This window comes from Mesorhizobium sp. M0029, assembly GCF_040323735.1.
Lineage (GTDB): Bacteria > Pseudomonadota > Alphaproteobacteria > Rhizobiales > Rhizobiaceae > Mesorhizobium.
In genome coordinates, this window is sequence record NZ_JAMYVF010000006.1 from 234,878 (window position 1) to 257,624 (window position 22,747).

The 22,747-nt window shown below is 63.2% G+C and carries 24 protein-coding genes; 15 read left to right on the top strand and 9 right to left on the bottom strand.

Annotated elements, in window-relative coordinates; translation table 11 throughout:
- The first annotated feature begins 2 nt into the window (after positions 1 to 2).
- A complete protein-coding gene (locus NKJ76_RS13380) occupies positions 3 to 614 on the top strand; it encodes a hypothetical protein (protein WP_352537622.1) in 612 nt (203 codons plus the stop codon).
- Positions 615 to 831: 217 nt separating this feature from the next.
- On the opposite strand, the gene queF is transcribed toward NKJ76_RS13380, so the two are convergent.
- Positions 832 to 1,293: a preQ(1) synthase gene (gene queF / locus NKJ76_RS13385; RefSeq protein WP_023672924.1), complete on the bottom strand. Its 462-nt coding sequence runs from the start codon at positions 1,291 to 1,293 to the stop codon at positions 832 to 834.
- Positions 1,294 to 1,433: 140 nt separating this feature from the next.
- Here queF and NKJ76_RS13390 point away from each other — a divergent pair, with 140 nt between their 5' ends.
- Entirely contained in the window at positions 1,434 to 3,479 is a 2,046-nt protein-coding gene (locus NKJ76_RS13390; RefSeq protein WP_352537623.1) for an oxidoreductase, read from the top strand.
- Between the two features lie 220 nt (positions 3,480 to 3,699).
- On the opposite strand, the gene NKJ76_RS13395 is transcribed toward NKJ76_RS13390, so the two are convergent.
- On the bottom strand, positions 3,700 to 4,107 hold the full coding sequence (locus NKJ76_RS13395; RefSeq protein ID WP_023682929.1) for a hypothetical protein: 408 nt from the start codon (positions 4,105 to 4,107) through the stop codon (positions 3,700 to 3,702).
- A gap of 192 nt (positions 4,108 to 4,299) precedes the next feature.
- Between NKJ76_RS13395 and NKJ76_RS13400 the strand changes: the two genes are divergently transcribed.
- Complete coding sequence (locus NKJ76_RS13400) at positions 4,300 to 4,704, top strand: MarR family winged helix-turn-helix transcriptional regulator (RefSeq protein WP_023672921.1); 405 nt, start codon at positions 4,300 to 4,302, stop codon at positions 4,702 to 4,704.
- 21 nt (positions 4,705 to 4,725) lie between these two features.
- On the opposite strand, the gene NKJ76_RS13405 is transcribed toward NKJ76_RS13400, so the two are convergent.
- Positions 4,726 to 6,792, bottom strand: a complete 2,067-nt coding sequence (locus NKJ76_RS13405) for a putative bifunctional diguanylate cyclase/phosphodiesterase (protein ID WP_352537624.1) — start codon at positions 6,790 to 6,792, stop codon at positions 4,726 to 4,728.
- Positions 6,793 to 7,102: 310 nt separating this feature from the next.
- Between NKJ76_RS13405 and NKJ76_RS13410 the strand changes: the two genes are divergently transcribed.
- Together NKJ76_RS13410 and tdh are read left to right on the top strand one after the other, a co-directional pair.
- Positions 7,103 to 8,290 (top strand): glycine C-acetyltransferase, encoded by a 1,188-nt coding sequence (locus NKJ76_RS13410; RefSeq protein WP_352537625.1) that lies wholly within the window; start codon positions 7,103 to 7,105, stop codon positions 8,288 to 8,290.
- Positions 8,291 to 8,334: 44 nt separating this feature from the next.
- Positions 8,335 to 9,369, top strand: a complete 1,035-nt coding sequence (gene tdh / locus NKJ76_RS13415) for an L-threonine 3-dehydrogenase (protein ID WP_023698011.1) — start codon at positions 8,335 to 8,337, stop codon at positions 9,367 to 9,369.
- A gap of 223 nt (positions 9,370 to 9,592) precedes the next feature.
- Here tdh and NKJ76_RS13420 read toward each other — a convergent pair whose 3' ends face one another.
- Complete coding sequence (locus tag NKJ76_RS13420) at positions 9,593 to 10,027, bottom strand: MarR family winged helix-turn-helix transcriptional regulator (protein WP_352537663.1); 435 nt, start codon at positions 10,025 to 10,027, stop codon at positions 9,593 to 9,595.
- A 122-nt stretch (positions 10,028 to 10,149) separates the two neighbouring features.
- On the opposite strand from NKJ76_RS13420, the gene hmgA reads away from it, so the two are divergent.
- The 6 genes from hmgA to NKJ76_RS13450 are packed head-to-tail and all read left to right on the top strand — an operon-like array spanning position 10,150 to position 14,549.
- Positions 10,150 to 11,463, top strand: a complete 1,314-nt coding sequence (hmgA, locus tag NKJ76_RS13425; protein WP_352537626.1) for a homogentisate 1,2-dioxygenase — start codon at positions 10,150 to 10,152, stop codon at positions 11,461 to 11,463.
- Between the two features lie 10 nt (positions 11,464 to 11,473).
- Positions 11,474 to 12,337, top strand: coding sequence for an MBL fold metallo-hydrolase (locus tag NKJ76_RS13430; RefSeq protein ID WP_023711620.1), 864 nt, complete (start codon positions 11,474 to 11,476; stop codon positions 12,335 to 12,337).
- A complete protein-coding gene (locus tag NKJ76_RS13435) occupies positions 12,334 to 12,678 on the top strand; it encodes a DUF7660 family protein (RefSeq protein ID WP_023713593.1) in 345 nt (114 codons plus the stop codon). The genes NKJ76_RS13430 and NKJ76_RS13435 overlap by 4 nt, the downstream gene beginning before the upstream one ends.
- A gap of 15 nt (positions 12,679 to 12,693) precedes the next feature.
- Entirely contained in the window at positions 12,694 to 13,707 is a 1,014-nt protein-coding gene (locus tag NKJ76_RS13440) for a fumarylacetoacetate hydrolase family protein (RefSeq protein WP_352537627.1), read from the top strand.
- Between the two features lie 12 nt (positions 13,708 to 13,719).
- The gene (locus NKJ76_RS13445; RefSeq protein ID WP_023821157.1) at positions 13,720 to 14,016 is read left to right on the top strand and encodes a hypothetical protein; all 297 of its coding nucleotides are present in this window, start codon (positions 13,720 to 13,722) and stop codon (positions 14,014 to 14,016) included.
- A complete protein-coding gene (locus tag NKJ76_RS13450; protein ID WP_023821156.1) occupies positions 14,013 to 14,549 on the top strand; it encodes a DinB family protein in 537 nt (178 codons plus the stop codon). The genes NKJ76_RS13445 and NKJ76_RS13450 overlap by 4 nt, the downstream gene beginning before the upstream one ends.
- Positions 14,550 to 14,552: 3 nt before the next feature.
- Here NKJ76_RS13450 and NKJ76_RS13455 read toward each other — a convergent pair whose 3' ends face one another.
- On the bottom strand, positions 14,553 to 14,777 hold the full coding sequence (locus tag NKJ76_RS13455) for a type II toxin-antitoxin system Phd/YefM family antitoxin (protein ID WP_023702307.1): 225 nt from the start codon (positions 14,775 to 14,777) through the stop codon (positions 14,553 to 14,555).
- A 65-nt stretch (positions 14,778 to 14,842) separates the two neighbouring features.
- On the bottom strand, positions 14,843 to 15,958 hold the full coding sequence (gene hppD / locus NKJ76_RS13460; RefSeq protein WP_352537628.1) for a 4-hydroxyphenylpyruvate dioxygenase: 1,116 nt from the start codon (positions 15,956 to 15,958) through the stop codon (positions 14,843 to 14,845).
- A 139-nt stretch (positions 15,959 to 16,097) separates the two neighbouring features.
- On the opposite strand from hppD, the gene NKJ76_RS13465 reads away from it, so the two are divergent.
- Positions 16,098 to 16,565: an Lrp/AsnC family transcriptional regulator gene (locus NKJ76_RS13465; RefSeq protein ID WP_023698021.1), complete on the top strand. Its 468-nt coding sequence runs from the start codon at positions 16,098 to 16,100 to the stop codon at positions 16,563 to 16,565.
- Between the two features lie 219 nt (positions 16,566 to 16,784).
- Here the strand turns inward: NKJ76_RS13465 and NKJ76_RS13470 are convergent, their stop codons facing one another.
- Positions 16,785 to 17,123 (bottom strand): protein tyrosine phosphatase family protein, encoded by a 339-nt coding sequence (locus NKJ76_RS13470; protein WP_352537629.1) that lies wholly within the window; start codon positions 17,121 to 17,123, stop codon positions 16,785 to 16,787.
- A 207-nt stretch (positions 17,124 to 17,330) separates the two neighbouring features.
- On the opposite strand from NKJ76_RS13470, the gene NKJ76_RS13475 reads away from it, so the two are divergent.
- A complete protein-coding gene (locus tag NKJ76_RS13475; RefSeq protein ID WP_023672906.1) occupies positions 17,331 to 17,675 on the top strand; it encodes a RidA family protein in 345 nt (114 codons plus the stop codon).
- A gap of 122 nt (positions 17,676 to 17,797) precedes the next feature.
- On the opposite strand, the gene hutC is transcribed toward NKJ76_RS13475, so the two are convergent.
- Both hutC and NKJ76_RS13485 read right to left on the bottom strand, forming a co-directional pair.
- Positions 17,798 to 18,538 carry a histidine utilization transcriptional repressor HutC gene (hutC, locus tag NKJ76_RS13480; protein ID WP_023724862.1) on the bottom strand — a complete coding sequence of 247 codons (741 nt, stop codon included), beginning with the start codon at positions 18,536 to 18,538 and terminating at the stop codon, positions 17,798 to 17,800.
- Positions 18,535 to 19,887 (bottom strand): formimidoylglutamate deiminase, encoded by a 1,353-nt coding sequence (locus NKJ76_RS13485; protein ID WP_352537630.1) that lies wholly within the window; start codon positions 19,885 to 19,887, stop codon positions 18,535 to 18,537. Before NKJ76_RS13485 ends, hutC begins: the two co-directional genes overlap by 4 nt.
- Before the next feature lie 89 nt (positions 19,888 to 19,976).
- Here NKJ76_RS13485 and hutI point away from each other — a divergent pair, with 89 nt between their 5' ends.
- Positions 19,977 to 21,212: an imidazolonepropionase gene (hutI, locus tag NKJ76_RS13490; protein WP_352537631.1), complete on the top strand. Its 1,236-nt coding sequence runs from the start codon at positions 19,977 to 19,979 to the stop codon at positions 21,210 to 21,212.
- Positions 21,209 to 22,747 carry a histidine ammonia-lyase gene (gene hutH / locus NKJ76_RS13495; protein WP_352537632.1) on the top strand — a complete coding sequence of 513 codons (1,539 nt, stop codon included), beginning with the start codon at positions 21,209 to 21,211 and terminating at the stop codon, positions 22,745 to 22,747. The genes hutI and hutH overlap by 4 nt, the downstream gene beginning before the upstream one ends.

Genomic DNA, 22,747 nt, shown 5'->3' on the forward strand with positions numbered 1-22,747 from the left:
CCGTGCTCCGCCGTCTTGCCCTGGCGCTGTCGCCCATGTGCGTGCTGGCGGTGGGTATGAGCGCAGCCGCAGCACAAGGCCTGTTGGGCCCGCCGCCAGCCAATGCGCCGGCCGTGACGGCACCGGCCGGCGCAGCACCGCCCGCAAATCCACCCGGGACAGCGGTGGAACCGGCGACACCGCCGGTTGGGTGGCCGCCGGCCGACGCCCCACCGGCCGCACCCATTCTGCCGGGATCCCCGACGGCGGTGGTGCGGCCATTTTACGATCAGGTGGGACTGGAGCTCGATCCGACCCAGCGCAAGAACTTCGTCGACCCGGCCAAGACCGTACTCGACAAGAGCGACGCGTTGCGCAAATCCGGGCAGGGCGAATGCCTCGACCCCAACATGGCGCTCGACAATGCCGCCTATGACAAGGCCGAGATTGATAAGAGCCTGAAGACACTCGAAGCGATCAATGGCGACCAGGCCAAGGTCATTGTCGCCTTCGTCGTCGCCGGCAACCCGCATCGCCTTGAATGGAAATTCAGGAAAGTCGACGGCGACTGGAAGATATCCGATCTGCTTTCGGTGACCGGTGAATGGGGGCTCAGCCAGTATCAGTGCGAATAATGTTGATTGAGGGTCAGCGCCTGCGATCCTTCGCGCCCCTCTCTGTCCTGCCGGACATCTCCCCCGGGTGGGGAGATCAGCAGTTCCAGCGTCTCGCCCGCTTCGCAAGATTTGAGATTAGCGAAAGCCTATGTGGCGGCCAATCTCCCCCCGTGTGCGGGAGATGTCCGGCAGGACAGAGGGGGGCGCTGTCCCGCTAAAGGTCCGCAAAATAGCTTCAGCCCCTTCCGCGATAGGGGGCAACGCCGGTGTCGGGCAACCAGGCGCCTTCGGGCGGAGCGCCGGTCTGCCAGAAGACATCGATCGGAATGCCGCCGCGCGGATACCAATAGCCGCCTATGCGCAACCACAGCGGCTTCGTTGCCGCCACAATGCGGCGGCCGATCATCACCGTGCAGTCTTCATGGAAAGCGCCATGGTTGCGAAACGAGGTCATGAACAGTTTGAGCGACTTCGATTCCACGAGCGTGGTATCGGGTGCGTAGTCGATGACGATATGAGCGAAATCCGGCTGTCCGGTTACCGGGCAGAGCGAGGTGAATTCCGGGCAGGTGAAGCGCACGATCGCCGGCGGTCCGTCGCCGCGCTGGAACGGCACGGTCTCCAGGACCGCGGTCTCCGGGCTCTGTGGCGTCTCGACGTGGGCGCCGAGCTGGGTGAGGGTTTTGGTATCGATCATCGTGGTTTTCCTGGGGATTTTCCGCGCTCATTAGCATCGGATCAAAAAGTGTGCAGCGATTTTCGGATAAATTCGATGCTCAAGACAAGAACTGGAGCAGCGCGCGCTGCTCCGACACAAACTGGAATGGCAGGAAGATGATGACCAGCAACGACCCGCTTCTCCAGCCTTACCAGCTCAAACACCTGACGCTGAAGAACAGGGTGATGTCGACCAGCCACGAGCCGGCCTATTCAGAGGACGGCATGCCGAAACAGCGCTACCGGCTCTACCACGCAGAAAAGGCCAAGGGCGGCATGGCGCTGACCATGACGGCGGGCTCGGCGATCGTCTCGCGCGACAGCCCGGCCGCCTTTGGCAATCTGCATGTCTATGACGACCGCATCGTGCCGTGGCTGGCCGAACTGGCGGACGCCTGCCACGAGTATGACTGCAAGGTGATGATCCAGATCACCCATCTTGGTCGCCGCACCGGCTGGAACAAGGCCGACTGGCTGCCGGTGCTGTCGGCTTCGCCGGTGCGTGAGCCGGCGCACCGCGCGTTCCCCAAAACCATCGAGGACTGGGACATCGAGCGCATCGTCGCCGACTATGCGTCGGCTGCGCAGCGCTGCCAGGCCGCCGGCCTCGACGGCATCGAGTTCGAATCCTACGGCCATCTGATGGACGGCTTCTGGTCGCCCGCCACAAACCATCGCGACGACGAGTTCGGCGGTTCGCTCGACAACCGGCTGCGCTTCACCGACATGGTGCTGGATGCCGTGCGGGCGGCGGTCGGCGAAAAATTCGTCGTCGGCATCCGTATGGTCGCCGATGAGGATTTTGACAAAGGCCTGTCGAAGGAGGAGGGCGTCGAGATCGCCAGACGGCTCGCCAATTCCGGCAAGGTCGATTTCCTGAACATCATCCGCGGCTCGATCGAAAGCGACGCGGCGCTCACCAAGGTTATCCCGGTGACCGGCATGCGCTCTTCCCCGCATCTCGATTTCGCCGGCGAGGTGAGGGCGGCAACGAAATTTCCGACCTTCCATGCGGCGCGGATTTCCGATGTGGCCACGGCGCGCCACGCCATCGCGACCGGCAAGCTCGACATGGTCGGCATGACCCGCGCCCATATCGCCGACCCGCACATCATCAAGAAGGTCATGGAAGGTCGCGAGCACGAGATCCGGCCTTGCGTCGGCGCCACCTATTGCCTCGATCGTATCTATGAAGGCGGCGAAGCGCTCTGTGTCCACAATGCCGCGACCGGCCGCGAGGCCGAGATTCCGCATATCATCGTGAAGACGGAGGGGCCTAGGCGGAACGTCGTCGTCGTTGGCGCTGGCGCTGGCGGGCTCGAGGCAGCTCGCGTCATGGCCGAACGTGGCCATCATGTCACGGTGCTTGAAGCCTCCGGTCAGGCCGGCGGCCAGGTCCGGCTCGCGACGCAGAACCCGCGCCGCAAGGAACTGATCGGCATCATCGACTGGCGGCTGGCCGAACTCGACCGGCTCGGCGTCGGGATCCGCTACGATACATGGGCCGAGCAGGACGATGTGCTGGCGCTGTCGCCCGATGTGGTGGTGATCGCCACCGGCGGCCTGCCGCAGAACCCACCGCTGACATCAGGCGACAATCTCGTCACGTCGAGCTGGGACATCATGGCCGGCAGCGTCAAGCCGGCGGAGAACGTGCTGCTCTTCGACGACAATGGCGGCCATCAGGGCATGGGCGCGGCGGAGCTGATCGCCAATGCCGGTTCGAAGCTGGAGCTGGTTTCGCCGGAGCGCTTCTTCGCCCCCGAAATGGGCGGCATGAACCACGTGCCCTATATGCGCGCCTTCCAGGAGAAGGGCGTCACCATCACCATCAACACCAGGCTGCGCTCGGTACGGCACGAGGGCAACCAGCTGGTCGCCGAACTCGCCTCCGACTTTGCCGACGGCTGGCGCGGCGAGAGGCGGGTCGACCAGGTGGTGGTCGAGCACGGCACGGCGCCGCTCGACGATCTCTATCTCCAGCTGAAACCGCTGTCGAAGAATGGTGGCGCGGTCGACTATGAGCGGCTGGTCGGCGGCGGCGATATTTTTCCTTCACGCAATCCCGAAGGCGGCTTCGTGCTGTTGCGCATCGGCGATGCAGTCGCCTCGCGCAACATCCATGCCGCCATCTATGACGGCATCAGGTTCGGCTTGCGGGTTTGAGCCTACAAGCCGGCCTACGGCTTGTTCCAAAGCTCGATCTCACCCTTCCGGCGGGCGCAACTCGATCGATCAAAGTGATGGGTGGCGCGCAGCCAAACCTCTGTGCGGAGAGCCACCTTGCACATCCGTCCGAACTGCGCGCCGCGTACGCCACCAGCCGAGAGCCAGGCGACGCACGATGCGGAATGCTTTTCAACCGGGAGGCAACGCGCGGCAGGGCTCAAATCATCCTGGCCGTCGCCATGCAAAGTACGGTGAGTACCAGAAGCCAGGCGGCGATGCGCTCGCCGCGGGCCATTTTGGTGCGCAGCGCCGCTTCCGTTGCGACGTCCGCGCCGGCAAGCTGCCGGCTGGTCTTGCGGACGACGACGCTGAGAACGCCGGCAGCGGCGAAGGCGGCCAGGATGCCTAGCGCCAGCACCATTTCCATCGAGCCGAAATAGGCGCCGTGGAAGAAATACCAGAGCAGGGCGCCGGTCACGAACACCATACCGGCCGAGCCCATTTGCGGTCCAATAAAGCGCTCCGCCCTGATCTCGGGGTCGCGGGCAAGCGTGATGGTGGTGCCGGCCCAGAACACACCGGCCATGACGTGAAGGCCGATAACGACGATGTAGACATATTGCATGACCGCTTCCTCCTTGCCCGCCGCCCGTCCTCGGATCCCTGTCGAATGCGGGATAATACGAACTCGGTAGATCGACACGCATGATAGTTAGGTATCAAATGGTTCGATGTCAATGTATAATGCCGCGTTCCATCGCTCGGCGCCTTGTTCTACTGTCGGCGCATGACTCCCTTTGACCGTCCGCCAATCGGCATGAATCTCGCGCGCACCTCCAAGCTGGTGGCGCAGGCCTTTGACGCCGCTTTGGTCGAGGCCGGCGGCACGCTGCCGGTGTGGCTGACCTTGCTTTCGGTCAAGTCGAGCGAGCTTGCCAACCAGCGCGAACTTGCCGGCATGATCGGCATCCAGGGCGCCACGCTCACCCACCATCTCAACGCCATGGAGGCGCAAGGCTTGCTGACGCGCCGCCGCGATCCGGACAACCGCCGGGTTCATCTGGTCGAGCTGACGCAGGCGGGCGAAACGATGTTCCTGAAGCTGCGGGCGGCGGCTCTCATCTTCGACAAGCGGCTGCGCGCGGGATTGCCGGACGACAGGCTGGCGGAGTTCGCCGAGGTGCTGGCGGCATTGCGGGCGAATGTCGCGCCGGCCAAATGACCGGCACCGGTGGGCAATAGTCTAGGCTAAATTGCCCTGAAGCACCTTCAGCTTGGCTTTCTTCGGGCTGCGCGCCAGCAGCCATTCGCGCGCTTTGTCCTGCGGCATCGGGAAGGCGATGGAATAGCCCTGCACCTGGTCGCAGCCGATTGCCATCAGCGAATCGAGCTCGGCTTCGGTTTCCGCGCCCTCGGCGACGATCGAAATGCCGAGACCGCGCGCCAGCTCGGTGATGGCGCGCACGATCTTGGTGTTGTCGCCATTCTCGTTGATGTTCTGGACGAAGCGGCGGTCGATCTTCAGCCGGTCGATCTCGTTGGGATTGACGTGGCTGAGCGAGGCATAGCCGGTGCCGAAATCGTCGAGCTCAAGATGGACGCCAGCAGCGCGGATGTGGCGCAGCTTCGCCGCGATGCCCGTCTTCTCGTCGTCGAGAATGACGGATTCGACGATTTCAAGCGACAGTTTCTGCGGCGCCAGGCCGGCCTTTTCCAGCGTCGCGAACAGGAAGCGGTCGAAGTCGGGTTCGCGCAGCTCGGTGCCGGACACGTTGACGGCGAGCCGGCCGAAGGCAATGCCGGCGCGATCCCATTCGGCTGCTTGCTCGATCGCCTTCGTAAAGACTATGCGGCCGATCTCGGGCATGAAGCCGCATTTTTCGGCGACCGGAATGAACTCGCCCGGCGCAATCATGCCGCGCTCGGCATGCTTCCAGCGCACCAGCGCCTCGATGCCGCTGATGGCGCCGTTGCTCAGCGACACCTGCGGCTGGAAATAGACCTGGAAGGCGTTCTCCGAAATGGCGACCTTGATGTCGTGCTCGAGCTGCTTGCGGTAGTCGAGTTCGCGCCTGAGTTCCTCGGAGAAGAACGAGAAGCTGCCGCCGCCGAGCTTCTTGGCGGAATAGAGCGCGAGGTCGGCGTGGACGAGCAGATCCTCGGCATTGTCGGCGTCGATGGGATAGACGGCAATGCCGGCGCTGGCCCCCGGAAGGATGGTCGTGCCCTGGAAGGTAATCGGCTCGTTGATCTCCTCCAGGATGCGACGGGCCAGCATGTTGATGTCCTCGGGGCCGCCGGCGCCATTGAGGATCATCACGAATTCGTCGCCGCCAAGGCGCGCGCACAGATCCGACGCGCGGCAGGAATCACGCATGCGCTGCGCGGTGACGACCAGAACATAGTCGCCTGCGGCGTGGCCGAGCGTGTCGTTGATCTGCTTGAACCGGTCGAGGTCGAGCTGGATCACCGCCAGCCTCTCACGCCGGCGATGCGCGCCCTTGATCAGCGTTTCGAAGTGATCGGTCAGGAAGGTGCGGTTGTGCAGGCCGGTCAGCCCGTCATGTATGGCGATGAAGGCCATCGAGTTGCGGGCATCGACAAGCTCATGGGTCTTGCGCAGGATCGCCTTCGACATCGGCCGGAAGATGAAAAGCGCCACCAGCACGATGACGCCGATGGTGGCGTAGAACAAGGTGCGGTGGAGATCGAGGAGCTTTTCCGACCGCTCGTCGGCGAATGCGGCGATGCGTTGGCCGAGCGCGGCATAACCCGACAGCGTCGCATTGGCGACGGAAGCATCGAGATTGACGCGCTCGCCGCCGCCCTTGTAGGCGGCATTGCCGGAGAGCTGGGATTCGAAGGACGAGATCAGCCTTTCGCCATTGGCGACCAGCCCGACCGAGAAATAGTCGAGGTGGAACGGCTTGCCGTAGAGCACGCTCTCGATCGACCTTGGGTCGGACAATGCCGGCGACAGCGGGTCGGCTCCCGTCTGTTTGAGGAGCAGGTCGTAGTTCGTCTCGAACTCGGCGGTCGCCTGTTTCAGCGCGGCAACCAGGGCCGGCTGCTTGTCACGCGCGGCGGAGCCGGTTGCGCTGGTCAAAAAGACGATGCGCTGCGACAGCGCCTTCTGGGTGCTGACGATGTCGAGCAGAGTATGGTTGTGCTGTTGCGCCGCCATCATCTGCTGCAGCAGGATGAAGGAGGCCATCACCATGGCGGCGATGATCAGCAGCGCCAGCCAATAGCCGCTCTTGATCAGCAGGATGAGTTTGCCCGAGACGGTTTGCGCCGGCTGCTGCGACATATTCTAGGTGACCCCTCGGTCGAACTGATTCTGCCACCGATTCGTGGCGAGAAGACCATTGGCTTGAAAGGGTTAACAGGTCTGGAAGCCGGCGGAACTGTTGCTTCGGCAGTAAACGAAAGCTGCCGAGATGGTTATCATGTTCTTTCGCGGCATAGCCGTATTCGCGTGCCTGCTACTCCAGCACGCGGGCCATGCGATCGGGTCGCGCCAGGGTTGAGCCCGCCGTGCCACCGAAACGGTCGCTTTTGCGATGGATTTTTAGTGCGCGTAGCGCGACAGTCGCGCCAATCTCAACAGGACCTGATCCATGAGCGCGGCATTCCTCTCCCATATCGACAACGAACTGCAAGGGCTGAAATCCGCCGGGCTCTACAAATCCGAGCGGGTGATCACCTCGACCCAGTCGGCTGAGATCGAAGTCGGCGGCGACAAGGTGCTGAATTTCTGCGCTAACAACTATCTCGGCCTCGCCGACAGCTCAGAATTGCGCGATGCAGCCAAAGGCGCGCTGGACCGCTACGGCTACGGCATGGCCTCGGTGCGCTTCATCTGCGGCACGCAGGAAGAGCACAAGCAGCTTGAATCAACGATTTCATCCTTCCTCGGCCTGGACGACACCATCCTTTATGGCTCCTGCTTCGACGCCAATGGCGGCCTGTTCGAAACGCTGCTCGGCGAGGAGGATGCGATCATCTCCGATGCGCTGAACCATGCCTCGATCATCGACGGCGTGCGGCTGTCGAAGGCCAAGCGTTTCCGCTATGCCAACAACGACATGGCCGACCTCGAAGCGCGGCTGAAAGAGGCGAAAGACTGCCGCTTCCGCCTGATCGCCACCGACGGCGTGTTCTCCATGGACGGCATCATCGCCAATCTGAAAGGCGTCTGCGACCTCGCGGAAAAGTACGGCGCCATGGTGATGGTCGACGACAGCCATGCCGTCGGCTTCGTCGGCAAGAACGGCCGCGGCTCGGCCGAGCATTGCGGCGTCGAGGGCAGGGTGGATATCATCACCGGCACGCTCGGCAAGGCGCTCGGCGGCGCCTCCGGCGGCTACACCTCCGGCAAAAGCCAGGTCGTCGACTGGCTGCGCCAGCGTTCGCGGCCTTATCTCTTCTCCAACACGCTGATGCCGGCGATTGCCGGCGCTTCCATCAAGGTGTTCGAGCTGATCCGAAATGGCGACGCCCTGCGCCAGCGCCTCTATGCCAATGCGGCGCGCTTCCGGTCCGAGATGGGCAAGCTCGGCTTCACGTTGGCCGGCGCCGATCACCCGATCATCCCGGTGATGCTGGGCGATGCCAGCCTGGCGCAGGAAATGGCGGCGCGTATGCTGAAGCGCGGCATTTATGTTATCGGCTTTTCCTTCCCGGTGGTGCCGAAAGGCCAGGCGCGCATCCGCACCCAGATGTCGGCGGCGCATTCCACCGCCGACATCGACCGCGCCGTGGCAGCATTCGCGGCGGTCGGCAAGGAACTGGGCGTCATTTCCTGATCGCCAAAAGCGATTCCGGATCAAGGGATTCAAGGGGCAAAAGCATGTCGAACATGATGAAGGCGCTGGTGAAGGCCAAGGCCGAACCGGGCATCTGGATGGAAGAGGTGCCGGTGCCGGAGATCGGCCCTAACGACGTGCTGATCAAGGTCAAGAAGACGGCGATCTGCGGCACCGACGTCCACATCTACAATTGGGACCAGTGGGCGCAGAAGACCGTGCCGGTGCCGATGGTGACCGGCCATGAATTCGTCGGCACGGTGGCCGATTTCGGCGCTGCGGTCACCGAATACAAGGTCGGCCAGCGTGTCTCCGGCGAAGGTCACATCGTCTGCGGCCATTGCCGCAATTGCCGCGCCGGCAGGGGGCATCTCTGCCGTAACACGCTCGGCGTCGGCGTCAACCGCCCCGGCGCCTTCGGCGAATATCTGGCGATCCCGCAGCACAATGTCGTGCCGATCCCCGACGATGTGCCCGACGAGATCGCCGCGATCTTCGATCCCCTGGGCAATGCCGTCCACACCGCTCTGTCCTTCGACCTGGTCGGTGAAGACGTTCTGGTCACCGGCGCCGGGCCGATCGGCATCATGGGCGCGCTCGTTGCCCAATGTGTGGGGGCGCGAAAAGTCGTCATCACCGACATCAACCCGGTGCGGCTGGCGCTGGCCAAGAAGCTCGGCGTCCAGCATGTCGTCGATGCCTCGAAGGAAAAACTGCGCGACGTTATGCCGGCGCTGGGCATGACCGAGGGTTTTGACGTCGGCCTCGAAATGTCGGGCGCCGCGCCCGCCTTTCGCGACATGATCGACACCATGAACAATGGCGGCAAGATCGCCATTCTGGGCATCGCGCCGACCGGCTTCGAAATCGACTGGAACAAGGTCATCTTCAAGATGCTGCACTTGAAGGGCATCTACGGCCGCGAAATGTTCGAGACCTGGTACAAGATGATCGCCCTGGTGCAAGGCCCGCTGGATGTCGGCGGGCTCATCACGCATCGGATCGGTATCGATGATTTCCAGACAGGGTTCGATGCGATGAGGAGCGGCAGTTCGGGTAAGGTGGTGATGGATTGGTAGGCGCAGAGGCACGTTCTAGCTGGAGAAGCCGGCGGGACAGCACCCCCCTCTGGCCTGCCGGCCATCTCCCCCGCAAGGAGGGAGATTGGCAGCTTTGACGGCTCGCCAACCTCTGCAACATTGGAGATTGGCGAAAGCCTTCGCGACATCTGATCTCCCCCTTGCGGGGGGAGATGTCCGGCAGGACAGAGGGGGTGTGAAGGATCACGGCGGAGCAGATTCTTTATTCACCCAACGCTCCCTCCAGCGCCGCCACGCCGCTCACAATCGCTGTCCGCTCCTCTGTGCTCAGCCTCTCCAGCAACTCCCGTTCAAACGCCTTCGCCAGCGGCACCATTTCGCCATAGGCCGCCAGCCCCGCCTTGGTCAGTGCCAAATGCTCCACACGCCGATCATTCTCGTCCGGCGTGCGCGTCAGCCAGCGCCGCCGCTCAAGCTCCGCCACCGCCCGCGAAACCTTGGTCTTGTGCATGGCCGACTGCTCGCCGAGCGCCGTCGCGGTCATCGTGCCGCGCTGTCCGAGCCCAGAGAGTGTGCGCCATTCCGGCCGCGTCAGACCGTGACGGTCGCGGTAGATTTTTGAAAATTCTCGGCTGACAGCGTCGGCCAGCCGGTAAAGCCGGTAGGGCAGGAAGCTTTCGAGTTCGAGGATTTCCATCTGCACCATGGATGCGGCATCAGCCGTTGATAGTTACATTTTCGATGGTTACAAATGAAACCAGTTTGGTCAACATCGCCGGCAGGCCGCGCTTCGCGGCGGTCGGGATCAGGGAGGATCGGATGGAATTTTCCTACATGCCGGGCTTCGGCAATGATTTTGAGACCGAAACGCTGCCCGGCTCGCTGCCGCAAGGGCGCAATTCCCCGCAGCGGCCGGCTTACGGACTTTATGCCGAGCAGCTCTCGGGCTCGCCCTTCACCGCCCCGCGCGGCACCAATGAGCGCTCCTGGCTCTACCGCATCCGGCCGAGCGTAAAACACACCGGCCGCTTCAAGGCGGCGAGCTATCCCCTGTGGAAGACCGCTCCCAATGTCGGCGACCACGAGCTGGCGCTCGGCCAGTACCGCTGGAACCCGGTGCCGATGCCGAAGGAGCCGACCGATTTCATTCAAGGGATGCGCACCATCACCACCGCCGGCGACGTGCTGGGCCAAAGCGGCATGGCGGCGCATATCTATGTCGCCAACCGCTCGATGGTCGACGACCATTTCTTCAACGCCGACGGCGAGTTGCTGATTGTCCCCCAGGTCGGTGCCTTGCGCTTTGTCACCGAGATGGGCGTCATCGAGCTTCGGCCCGGCGAGATCGCCGTGCTGCCGCGCGGTCTGGTGTTCAAGGTCGAGCTCGCCGACAAGGAAGTGCGCGGCTATGTCTGCGAGAATTACGGCGCCAAGCTGACGCTGCCCGACCGCGGCCCGATTGGCGCCAACTGCCTGGCCAACCCACGCGACTTCAAGACGCCCAGCGCCTGGTTCGAGGAGAAGGAGACGCCGTGCCGGCTGACGGTGAAATGGTGCGGCAATTTCAACGTCACCGAGATCGGCCATTCGCCGCTCGACGTCGTCGCCTGGCACGGCAACTATGCGCCCTACAAATATGATCTGGTGACGTTTTCGCCGGTCGGCGCCATCCTGTTCGACCATCCCGATCCGTCGATCTTCACCGTGCTGACGGCGCCGAGCGGCGAGGAGGGCACCGCCAATATCGACTTCGTCATCTTCCCGCCGCGCTGGCTGGTGGCGGAAGACACGTTCCGGCCGCCCTGGTACCACCGCAACATCATGAGCGAGTTCATGGGCCTGATCCATGGCCAGTACGACGCCAAGGAAGAAGGCTTCGTGCCCGGCGGCATCAGCCTGCACAATCTGATGCTGGCCCACGGCCCCGACGCACCTGGCTTCGAAAAGGCCTCGCGCTCCGAGCTGAAACCGGTCAAGCTCGACAACACGATGGCCTTCATGTTCGAGACCCGATTCCCGCAAATGCTGACCCGCTACGGCGCCGAGCTTGAAACAAGGCAGGACAATTACATTGACTGCTGGACCGACCTGAAGAAGCGCTTCAACGGCACGCCGGAGGGCGACTGGTCTTGAGATCAGCTCGATGAGCGACCGGCTGGTGCTTCTCGGCTCGAAAGGCGGCCCGGCATTGCGGTCGGGCGGGCCGTGGCCGAGTTCGTCGCTGCTGGAGCTTGGCGGGCGGACCATCGTCGTCGATTGCGGGCTGGGTGTCACGCGTGGCCTGGTCGATGCCGGCGTCAGCCTGAAGGCGCTCGACCTGATCTTCGTCACCCATCTGCATTCCGATCATGTGCTGGAACTGGGGGCGCTGCTCCACACCGCCTGGACCGCCGGTCTGGCCAATCCGGTGACGTTGTTCGGACCGCCCGGCACCGGGCATTACTGGCGGCGCTTCTGCCAGGCGATGGAGTTCGACATCGAGATCCGAATCGTCGACGAAGGCAGGCCGGACATCCGCGAACTGGTTTCGATCGTTGAATTCGGCGAAGGCCAGGTTTTCGCACAACGCGGCCTGAAGGTCTCGGCACTGCGCGTCGACCATCCACCGGTAACCGACTGTTTCGCGCTGCGGTTCGAGCAAGGCGGTAAAAGCGTCGTCTTCTCATCCGACACCGCCTTCTTCCCGCCGCTCGCCGGCTTCGCCAAAAATGCCGACATCCTCGTCCATGAAGCCATGCTGGACGAGGGCATCGAGAGGCTGGTCGCCAGGACCGGCAACGGGGCGCGGCTGAAGGAGCATCTGCTCGCCAGCCACTCATTTGCCGAGGAAGCCGGCCGCATCGCCACCGATGCCGGGGTGAAGAGGCTGGTGCTCAACCACCTTATTCCGGCCGATGATCCCGAGATCGGTGGGGCCGACTGGGAGGTTGCTGTCAGGAAATCGTGGGTAGGTGACTTGACGATTGCCCGCGACGGCTTTGTTGTGGGGCTGGAGGCAAAGACGTGACGGATGAACAACACTGGGAGGATCTGCGGGCATCCGAGGCGCGGTCCTCGGAAAGCCTTCGATTGCTTCTCGACGATGTTCAGGATTTGCAGTCTTTCATCGGGTTCATCGACGGTCTGAGGCGAGATAGCGAGGATGCGGACCGCAAAGAAGCATTGAAACCGGCGGGACCCTATTCTTCAGGTTGGAATGGATGGGAAAACGGCTCGATCAGCGCCTTTCTCGAGCGGGCTGTCGCTTGGACTGAAGACAATCAGGGTGGCGATCCGGCATTCCTGGCTGATGAAAATCCTTGGAAGGCCGCTGCGAGAATTATCTACGCCGGCAAATATTACGAATAACCATTGGGAGGATGCATGAAGCTTGCCACATTGAAGGACGGGACGCGCGACGGAAAACTCGTCGTCGTCTCGCGCGACCTGACGCGCTTCACCGACGCCTCGTTCCTGGCGCGCACGCTGCAGGCCGCGCTCGACGACTGGCAACGGATTTCGCCGCATCTGGCGACCATCGCCGAATCGCTGGAGAACAATGCGGTGCCGTCGGCACGCTTCCATGAGCATGATGCCCATTCGCCGCTGCCACGCGCCTATCAATGGGCCGATGGTTCGGCCTACGTGAACCATGTCGAGCTGGTGCGCAAAGCCCGCGGCGCCGAGATGCCGGCAAGCTTCTGGACCGATCCGCTGATCTATCAGGGTGGCTCGGATTCCTTTATCGCGCCGCGCGAGCCGATCCGCGCGGCGGACGAAGCCTTCGGCATCGACATGGAGGCGGAGGTCGCCGTCATCGTCGACGATGTGCCGATGGGCGCCAGCCTCGACCAGGCGCGCGCCGCCATCCGGCTGGTCATGCTGGTCAATGATGTGACGCTGCGCGCGCTCACCGGCCCCGAGCTCGCCAAGGGGTTTGGCTTCTTCCAGTCGAAGCCGTCCTCGGCTTTTTCGCCGGTGGCGGTGACGCCGGACGAACTCGGCGACGCCTGGGATGGCGGCAAGGTCAACCTGCCTCTGCTCGCCGACGTCAACGGCAAGCCGTTCGGCCGTGCCAATGCCGGCGTCGACATGACCTTCGACTTCCCGGCGCTGATTGCCCATGCCGCAAAGACACGGCCGCTGGTTGCCGGCACCATCATCGGTTCCGGCACCGTCTCCAACAAGCTGGATGGCGGGCCGGGCAAACCGGTGTCTTCAGGCGGCGCCGGCTATTCCTGCATCGCTGAACTGCGCATGATCGAGACCATTGAGTCTGGCGAGCCCAAGACGCCGTTCCTGCGCTTTGGCGATACGGTGCGTATCGAGATGAAGAATAAAAGCGGAAACTCGATCTTCGGCGCCATCGAGCAGAAGGTCGAGAAGTCCCAGGCATAAGAGGGGGCAATAGTGACGGGAGAGGCGTTCTACCTGCTGGCCGGCGTCTGGGCGCTGGCCATTCTGGTGGTCTTCATCCAGGCGATCCGGCTGAGCTACCGCATCGAGGCGCGCTCGCCCGATCTGACCAACCGCAGTGGCTACCCGCGCAAGGCGATGATGTTCCGCACCATCACCAACACCAATGTGGCGCGGGACGAGGAGACGCAGGCGATGCGGCGGCGCATGAACCGGCTGCTGCTGATCGTTGTCGCCGGCTTCGCGGTGATGGCGGCTGGCATTGGCCTGATCAGACGAATGAACGCGTGACCCTGCTCGAGCATTTCAGCCGCATGGCCGGCAACAATCTCTGGTCGAACGACCGGCTCTATCGCGCCGTGCTGCAGCTAAAGCCCGGCGAATTCGAAGCCGAGCGCACAAGCTTCTTCCCGTCGATCAAGGCGACGCTCAACCACATCCTCGCGGTCGATCAACTCTATCTCGATTTTCTCGAAGAAGGCGGCGTCGGTGCGGCCGCTTATGACGACTACGTGCCGTTCGATGTGCCGCAGGCGCTGTTTGCCGCCCAGGTCGCAGCAGATCGACGCCTAATCGCCTTTTGCGAGAAGCTGTCGGAGGCGGATCTCGACCGTCAGGTCATCACGGACCGGCGCGAGGACGGCATGATCCCCGAAAAGATCGGCGACATTCTCGCCCATGTCTTCCTCCACGACATCCACCATCGCGGCCAGGTTCACGCGATGCTCTCGGGCAGCTCGGTCGCGCCGCCGCAGCTGGACGAGTTTTTGCTCGATTATGATTTGAAGGTGAGGAAGGAAGAGGTCGAGCGGCTGGGCCTCTGACCTTTATCTGGTGTACTCGTTCCATTCAGGGCCGAGTTTGTCGAAATCGTCAGAAATCCAAATCTTGCCCTTCAGGGCACCTATGCGCGACAACAAGTCTTCTCGAACTGGTGCCACGAGCCGCGCCGCGATCTTGCCGTGACGAGTGATGACTATCTCCTCGCCGGCTTCCGCGCGGCCGACGAGTTCCGATAGTTTGGCCTTTGCTTCGGTTATGGAGACGTTCACGGCTCGACCTCTTGTGATCGGAACTTAGATCAAAGCCGATCGAGCCGCAAACGAGCTTACGGTTTTCACGCCGCCTTGCCATCGACCTTGATCACGCCGCGCTTGATCTGGTCCTGCTCGATCGACTCGAACAGCGCGCGGAAATTGCCTTCGCCAAAACCTTCGTCGCCCTTCCTCTGGATGAATTCGAAGAAGATCGGGCCGATCACGGTTTTGGAGAATATCTGCAGCAGGATCTTGGTCATGCCGCCGTCGACCACGCCTTCGCCGTCGATCAGGATGCCGTGCTTCTTCATCCGCTCGATCGGCTCTTCATGCCCGTTCACCCTGTTGTACGACATGTCGTAGTAGGTCTCCGGCGGACCGGGCATGAACTTCAGCCCGTTGTCGGCAAGCTTGTCGGTGGCGGTGTAGATGTCGTCGGTGCCGACAGCGATATGCTGGATGCCTTCGCCATTGTACTTCTTCAGATACTCGGCGATCTGGCTGGTGTCGTCCTTGGACTCGTTCAGCGGGATACGGATCTTGCCGCAGGGCGAGGTGATGGCGCGGCTGACGAGGCCGGTGATCTTGCCGTCGATGTCGAAGAAATGGATTTGCTTGAAGCCGAACAATTCGCGATAAAAGTCCCACCATTTGTCCATCTGGCCGCGATAGACATTGTGGGTGAGGTGGTCGAGGAAATAGAAGCCGACGCCTTGGGGCCGCGGGTCGCGTTCGCCCAGCCACTCGAACTCGGCATCATAGGCCGAGCCCTTCTTGCCATAGGCTTCGATGAAATAGAGCAGTGAGCCGCCAATGCCGACAATGGCCGGCACGTCGAGCGCCTTGTCGTTGCCGTCGTAGGGCGTGGCGCCTTTCGATACCGCATGCTCGAACGCATGCTTTGCATCGACCACGCGCCAGGCCATCGAGGCGGCGCAGGGGCCGTGCTTGTCGACGAATTTCATCGCATGCGAACCCGGCTCGGCATTGACGACATAGTTGATGTCGCCCTGGCGCCAGACGGTGATGTCCTTCGTGCGGTGCTTGGCCACCGCGACATAGCCCATGCGGGTGAACAGTTCGGCTAGCTTCTGCGGCTCCGCATGCGCGAACTCGACGAACTCGAAACCGTCGGTGCCGGCGGGGTTTTCCTTGCTGATCTTTGCGGGCGGGGCGTCGTGCGGGAAGGGACCCATGGCATTCCTCCAAACGGATGGTGGCCGCATCGGACCACGAGATGACGCATGATAGTGCGAAGCGACCGCACGGTGCTTGCATTCAAACGCTTGAAATGATCATCTCGTGCGTAATTCATGCATGATTGGAGATGAATCGATGAATGAAGCGCGCATCGATCAATTTGACCGCAAGATAATGGCTCTCTTGCAGGGCGACGCGCGGCTCACCAACAACGATCTCTCGGAGCGCGTGAACCTGTCGGCATCGCAATGCTCACGCCGCCGCCAGCGGCTGGAGGAAGACGGCTACATCAAGGGCTATCGCGCCGTGCTCGACCGCGACAAGCTCGGCTTCTCGCTGGTCAACGTCATCTCGGTGACGCTCGCCACCCATAACCGCGACAATGCCAGGCGCTTCGGCGAGCTGCTGGCGCGGCTGCCGGAGGTGCAGGAGGCGCACGCGCTGACCGGCGAGATGGATTATATCTTGAAGGTGGTGACGCCCGATCTGAAATCATTGTCGGAATTCGTCAACGGTGTGCTCCTGCCGCACGACTCCGTGCAGCATGTGAAGACGGCGATCGTGTTGGAGACGCTGAAGGAGACCGGCGCGCTGCCGATCTAGTTTGAGAGAGTTTCAGTTGATACGTCGGCGGGACAGCACCCCTCTCTGGCCTGCCGGCCATCTCCCCCGCAAGGAGGAGATCAGCAGCTTTGTCCAGCGCTCATCCTGCAACGTCGGCGATTGGCGAAGAGCGAAGGCGACATCCGATCTCCCCCCTTGCGGGGGAGATGTCCGGCAGGACAGAGGGGGGTGTGAGGGATCGCCAGCGCCTCAGGATGATCACCCCTTGGACTGCTGAATCAGCCCGTAGAGATTGGTGCAGCGCGCTCCAGACCGGCAATAAGCAAACACCGGTCCCTCAAGCGCGTCGAGCGCTTCGGCCTGGTCCTCGACATTCTCGGCCGTGATCTGGCCGCTGATCACCGGGATGTAGCGGAAGGCCAGCCCCGCGGCTTCGACCGCCGCCTTGACGCTGTCGGCCGAAGGCTGGTCGGGCTGCTCGTCATCCGGCCGGTTGCAGATCACGCTCTTGAAACCGGCTTCCTTGATGGCGGCGGCATCTCCGGGCTGGATCTGGCCCGAGACCGAATAGTCCTCGCTGATTTCGCGATATTCCATGGCTCTCATCCTCGCAATCTGGTTTGGCGCGAAGTCTTGCCACTCTCACACGAGGTCGGCAATCCGCGCCGGAAAGAAATCCCTCGGCGCAGATAGACATTTGCGGCCCCAGATCCAACCCAGGCTCAAGAGGTTTCGCGCTGTTGGCCTTGCCCGGAGGCGGCAGCGACTCTAAACAGGCGCACCGACAAACGAAGGAACCATCCCATGAGCATTCGTCGCATCGATGTTGGCCCGCGCATGAGCCAGATCGTCATCCACGGCAACACCGTCTATCTCGCCGGCCAGGTCGGAACGCCCGGCGCCAGCGTTGGCGAACAGACCAGGTCGATCCTCGCATCTATCGACGAACTGCTGGCCAAGGCCGGCACCGACAAGACCAAGATCCTGCAGGCGATCATCTGGCTGGCCGATATGGGCACCTTCGCCGAGATGAACAAGGAATGGGACAAGTGGGTCCCGCAAGGCAACACGCCCGCCCGCGCCACGGGTGAGGCCAAGCTTGCAGGGCCGGAATACACTGTCGAGATTATCGTTACGGCGGCGATTTAAAGTGCAGCCTTCTACCTCCCCCTTGTGGGGAGGTCGGACCGAAGGTCCGGGCGGGGGGCTGGCGCCGACCCCCACCCCGCTGCTTCGCAGCGACCCTCCCCACAAGGGGGAGGGTAAAGGAGCTACCCCTGCGAAGGCCTGAACCGCGCCACCAGCGTGTGGCTCTCCGCGGCATAAGTGAACCTCACCTGCGTCACCGGGTGCTCGGCGCTCCAGGTTCGGCGCTCGACCACCAGGCAGGGCGCGCCGGTTGCGATGTCGAGCGCTTCGGCAATATGTCTGTCGGCCGCGACCGCGCGGATACGGTGCTCTGCCTCGCTCCATGGCACGCGGCCGATCAGCCAAGGGCCGGGGGCGATGTCGAGAAACTCCTCCTCGGCGGCTTCCGCGACGGCGGCGAGATTGATCAGCCGCTGTTCGTGCGCGAATGGCCGCTTGCCGGCGAAATGCCGGCATTCAAGCGCCAGCACCTGTCCGGCTGCGTCCAGTTCCAGCAAGGCGCGATCCTCGGCGCTGCTGCGCCTTTTCTGCCGCGCCAAGCGCTCGTAACGATAAGCCAGGCCAAGCGACTCAACCTCGATCCTGATGTCGTGGATTTCCAGCACCGCGGCCTGCGACTGCGGCTGGCGGACAAAGCTGCCCGAACGGCGGCGGCGCTCTATCAGCCCGGCCTTGGCCAGTTGCGACAGCGCCTTGTTCACTGTCATGCGCGAGCAATTGTATTCGGCCGTCAACTCGTGCTCGAACGGGATGCGGTGACCCGGCGCCCAGGCGCCGGACATTATTTTCTCGCTGATGTCGGACAGGATGCGCTGGTGCAGCGAACCGCCGCCTTCCACCGCCGCTGTCTCTGATATGCTCATGCCGAAAGCGCCGTCATCACATGGCGAAAGCGCTCGGCGATCGTCTCACGCGCTGCATGCCGGCCGCCGCTGACTTGTTTTTTTCCGTGCACCCAGACGCAATCGACCTTGCCGCCATTGGCAAAGATCCAGGCGTCGAGGATCGCATCGCCACTTTTTCCGGCCAGCGAAGGATGGTTTTCGTCGAGTGAGACGAAATCGGCTGCGGCACCGGCGGCGATCCGCGACGGGCCGGCGCCGAGTGCAGTGCTGCCGCCATCGCGGGCCGCGTCGAACAGAGCCCGCCCGGTCGAGCCGCCGGCCACCGCCAGCACATTGCGGGCGCGGTGTGCGAGGCGCTGCGAATATTCGAGCTGGCGCAATTCATCCGGCAGGCCGATCAGCACGTTGGAATCCGAGCCGACGCCGAAGCGGCCGCCATGTTCGATGAACAGAGGTGCTGAAAAGGTGCCGTCGCCGAGATTGGCCTCGGTGATCGGGCAAAGCCCGGCAATGGCGCCGCTTCTGGCCATGCCGGTTGTCTCATCCTCGGTCATGTGGGTGGCGTGGATCAGGCACCAACGCTTGTCGATCCCGGCATTGGCGAGCAGCCATTCGACCGGTCGCGCACCCGACCACGCCAGGCAATCCTCGACCTCCTTCACCTGCTCGGCGACGTGGATGTGGATCGGTCCGTCCGGCGCAATGGCGGCAACAGCGCTGAGTTCCTCCGGCGTCGCGGCGCGCAGGCTGTGCGGGGCGACGCCAACGACAGCCTGATTCAACGCACGAACCGATTCGCGGCTTTTCTCAAGCAAGCGTTCGAATCGATTCACATCGTTGATGAATCGCCGCTGGCCTTCGTTGGGCGCAGCGCCGCTCAACGACGAATGGGCATAAAACACCGGCAGCAGCGTCAGGCCGATCCCGGTTTCGCCGGCGGCCGCGGCAATACGTTCGGCCATCTCGGCAAGGTTGGCATAGGGTTTTCCGTCGCGATCGTGGTGGAGATAATGAAATTCGCCGACGCGCGAGAATCCGGCCTCCAGCATTTCGACATAAAGCTGGGCGGCGACCGCCTCGACCTGGTCCGGCGTCATCGACAGCGCGAAGCGGTACATCACCTCGCGCCAGCTCCAGAAGCTGTCGGCGGAGGGACCGCGCAGTTCGGCAAGCCCGGCCATGCCGCGCTGGAAGGCGTGGCTGTGCAGGTTCGGCATGCCGGGCACCAGGATGGCGTGGCGTTCGTCACCGCTCCGCGGCGAAGAACCTGGCTCCACCTTCGTGATCTGACCGCCGCTCAGCGAGATCCGCACCTTGTCGTGCCAGCCATTGGGCAGCAGCGCCTGTTCCGCAAAGATCGCCGTCACGTTTTTCTCCGCATTCCCTGAACAATTGCACTTGCAGCGCTTTTCAATATGTATATACATAATCGCCATCCAAGCAACGGAAAAAGATGATGGCGGCACAAGACAAAAGCCGGGCAGGGGGCCTTCAGCTTTGGCGTAATGCGCGCCTGGCGACCATGGCCGAAGGCGTTGCCGGACTGGGCATTGTCGACAAGGGCGCGATCATCGCCCGTGACGGCGTCATCGTCTATGCCGGTCCGGAAGCCGAGATGCCGTCAGCGTTGGCTCAGGGCGGCGAGACTACCGATTGCGAAGGCCGCTGGATTACGCCCGGCCTGATCGACTGCCACACCCATCTCGTCCATGCCGGCAACCGCGCCAACGAGTTCGAGATGCGGCTGGCCGGCGCCAGCTATGAAGAAGTCGCCCGCGCCGGCGGCGGCATCGTCTCCTCGGTCAAATCCCTGCGTGCCGCGAGCGAAGACGAACTGGTTGCGCAGACTCTCCCGCGCCTTGACGCGCTGATGGCCGAGGGCGTCACCACGGTAGAGGTAAAGTCGGGTTACGGGCTCGATCTCGGAAATGAACGGAAGTCGCTTCGCGCCGCGCGGCAACTGGACAAGCAACGCCCGGTCACGGTCCGCACCACCTTCCTCGGCGCGCATGCGCTGCCGCCGGAAGCAAAAGGCGACAAGGACGCTTTTGTCGATCTCGTCGCCAACACCATCCTCCCCGCAATCGCCGCCGAGGGCCTGGCTGACGCCGTAGACGGCTTTTGCGAGGGCATTGCCTTTTCGCCGGAACAGATTGCCCGCGTGTTCGACAAGGCCAAGGCGCTTGGCCTGCCGGTAAAGCTCCATGCCGACCAGCTGTCGAACCTGCATGGCGCCGAACTCGCCGCCCGCTATGGCGCGCTGTCGGCCGACCATCTCGAATACACCGATGAAGCAGGTGCCGCAGCGATGGCCAAGGCCGGCACCGTGGCGACGATCCTACCCGGCGCCTACTATTTCATCCGCGAAACCAGGAAGCCGCCGATCGGCCTGTTTCGCCAGCACGGCGTCAAGATGGCGGTCGCCACCGACAACAATCCCGGGACGTCGCCGCTGACCTCGCTGCTTCTGACCATGAACATGGCCGCGACGCTTTTCGGCCTGACCGTCGAGGAGTGCCTGGCCGGCACCACTCGCGAGGCTGCCCGTGCGCTGGGATTGCTCGGCCAGACCGGCACGCTTGAAGCAGGGAAATCCGCCGACCTGGCGATCTGGGACATCGAGCGTCCGGCCGAACTCGTCTACCGCATGGGCTTCAACCCGCTCCATGCCCGCATCTGGAGAGGACAATGACCGAACTTAACCTGAAGCCCGGCAATGCGTCGCTGGCCGACTGGCGCGCTCTCTATCGCGGCGCCGTGCCGAAGCTCGACGCCTCCTGCCGGCCAAAAATCAAGGCCAGCGCCGAGGCAGTGGCGCGGATCGTCGCCAAGGGTGAGCCGGTTTACGGCATCAACACCGGCTTCGGCAAACTGGCCAGCGTCCGCATTCCGGCCGAGGATCTTGAGACCTTGCAGCGCAACATCGTGCTATCGCATGCCGCCGGTGTCGGCGAGCCGATGTCGGTTTCGATTGTCCGGCTGATGATGGCGCTAAAACTCGCCAGCCTTGCGCAGGGCGCGTCGGGCGTGCGGCCGCAAACCATCGAGTTGCTGGAAGCGATGCTGGCCAACGACGTCATCCCCGTCGTGCCGGCGCAGGGCTCGGTCGGCGCCTCCGGCGATCTCGCGCCGCTGTCGCACATGACGGCGGTGATGATCGGCGTCGGCGAATGCTTTACACCGCATGGCCGCTTCCCGGCCAAGGTCGCTTTCGTCTCGCACGGCCTGGAGCCGGTGACGCTTGGCGCCAAGGAAGGCCTGGCGCTGCTCAACGGCACGCAGTTCTCCACCGCCTACGCGTTGGCCGCTCTCTTCGAGGCCGAAGTGCTTTACCAGTCGGCGCTGGTCGCCGGGGCGCTGTCGACCGACGCCGCCAAGGGCTCGGATGCACCCTTCGATCCGCGCATCCATCTCCTCAGAAAACACCCGGGCCAGATCGAGACGGCGGCAGCGCTGCGCAATCTGATGTCCGGCAGCGCCATCCGTGAATCGCACCGCGTCGGCGATGAGCGCGTGCAGGATCCGTACTGCCTGCGCTGCCAGCCGCAGGTGATGGGTGCTGCACTCAGCGTGCTGCGCCAGGCTGCCGATACGCTCGGCACCGAGGCCAATGGCGTCACCGACAATCCGCTGATCTTCGCCGAGGACGATACTGCGCTTTCAGGCGGCAATTTCCACGCCGAGCCGGTGGCTTTCGCCGCCGACATGATCGCGCTCGCCGTCTGCGAGATCGGCTCGCTGTCGGAACGCCGCATCGCCATGCTGGTGGACCCGGCGCTGTCCGGCATGCCGGCATTCCTGACGCCGAAGCCCGGCCTGAACTCCGGCTTCATGATCCCGCAGGTGACGGCGGCGGCACTCGTTTCCGAAAACAAGCAGAAGGCCTATCCCGCGAGCGTCGATTCCATCCCGACCTCGGCCAACCAGGAAGACCACGTCTCGATGGCCGCACATGGCGCGCGCCGGCTGATCGGCATGGTCGAGAATGCGACAGCCGTCATCGGCATCGAAATCTTGGCCGCCGCGCAGGGCTGCGATTTCCATGCACCGCTGGCGTCGAGCGCGGCCCTTGAAGCCGTGCGCAAACTGGTCCGCGCAGAAGTGCCGCATCTCGACAACGACCGACATTTCCATCCCGATATGGAAAAGGCCATCGCCATGGTGCGCAGCGGCGCTGCCATCAAGGCTGCCGGCGCGGTGACACTGCCTTCGATTTCGGGAGTCTGA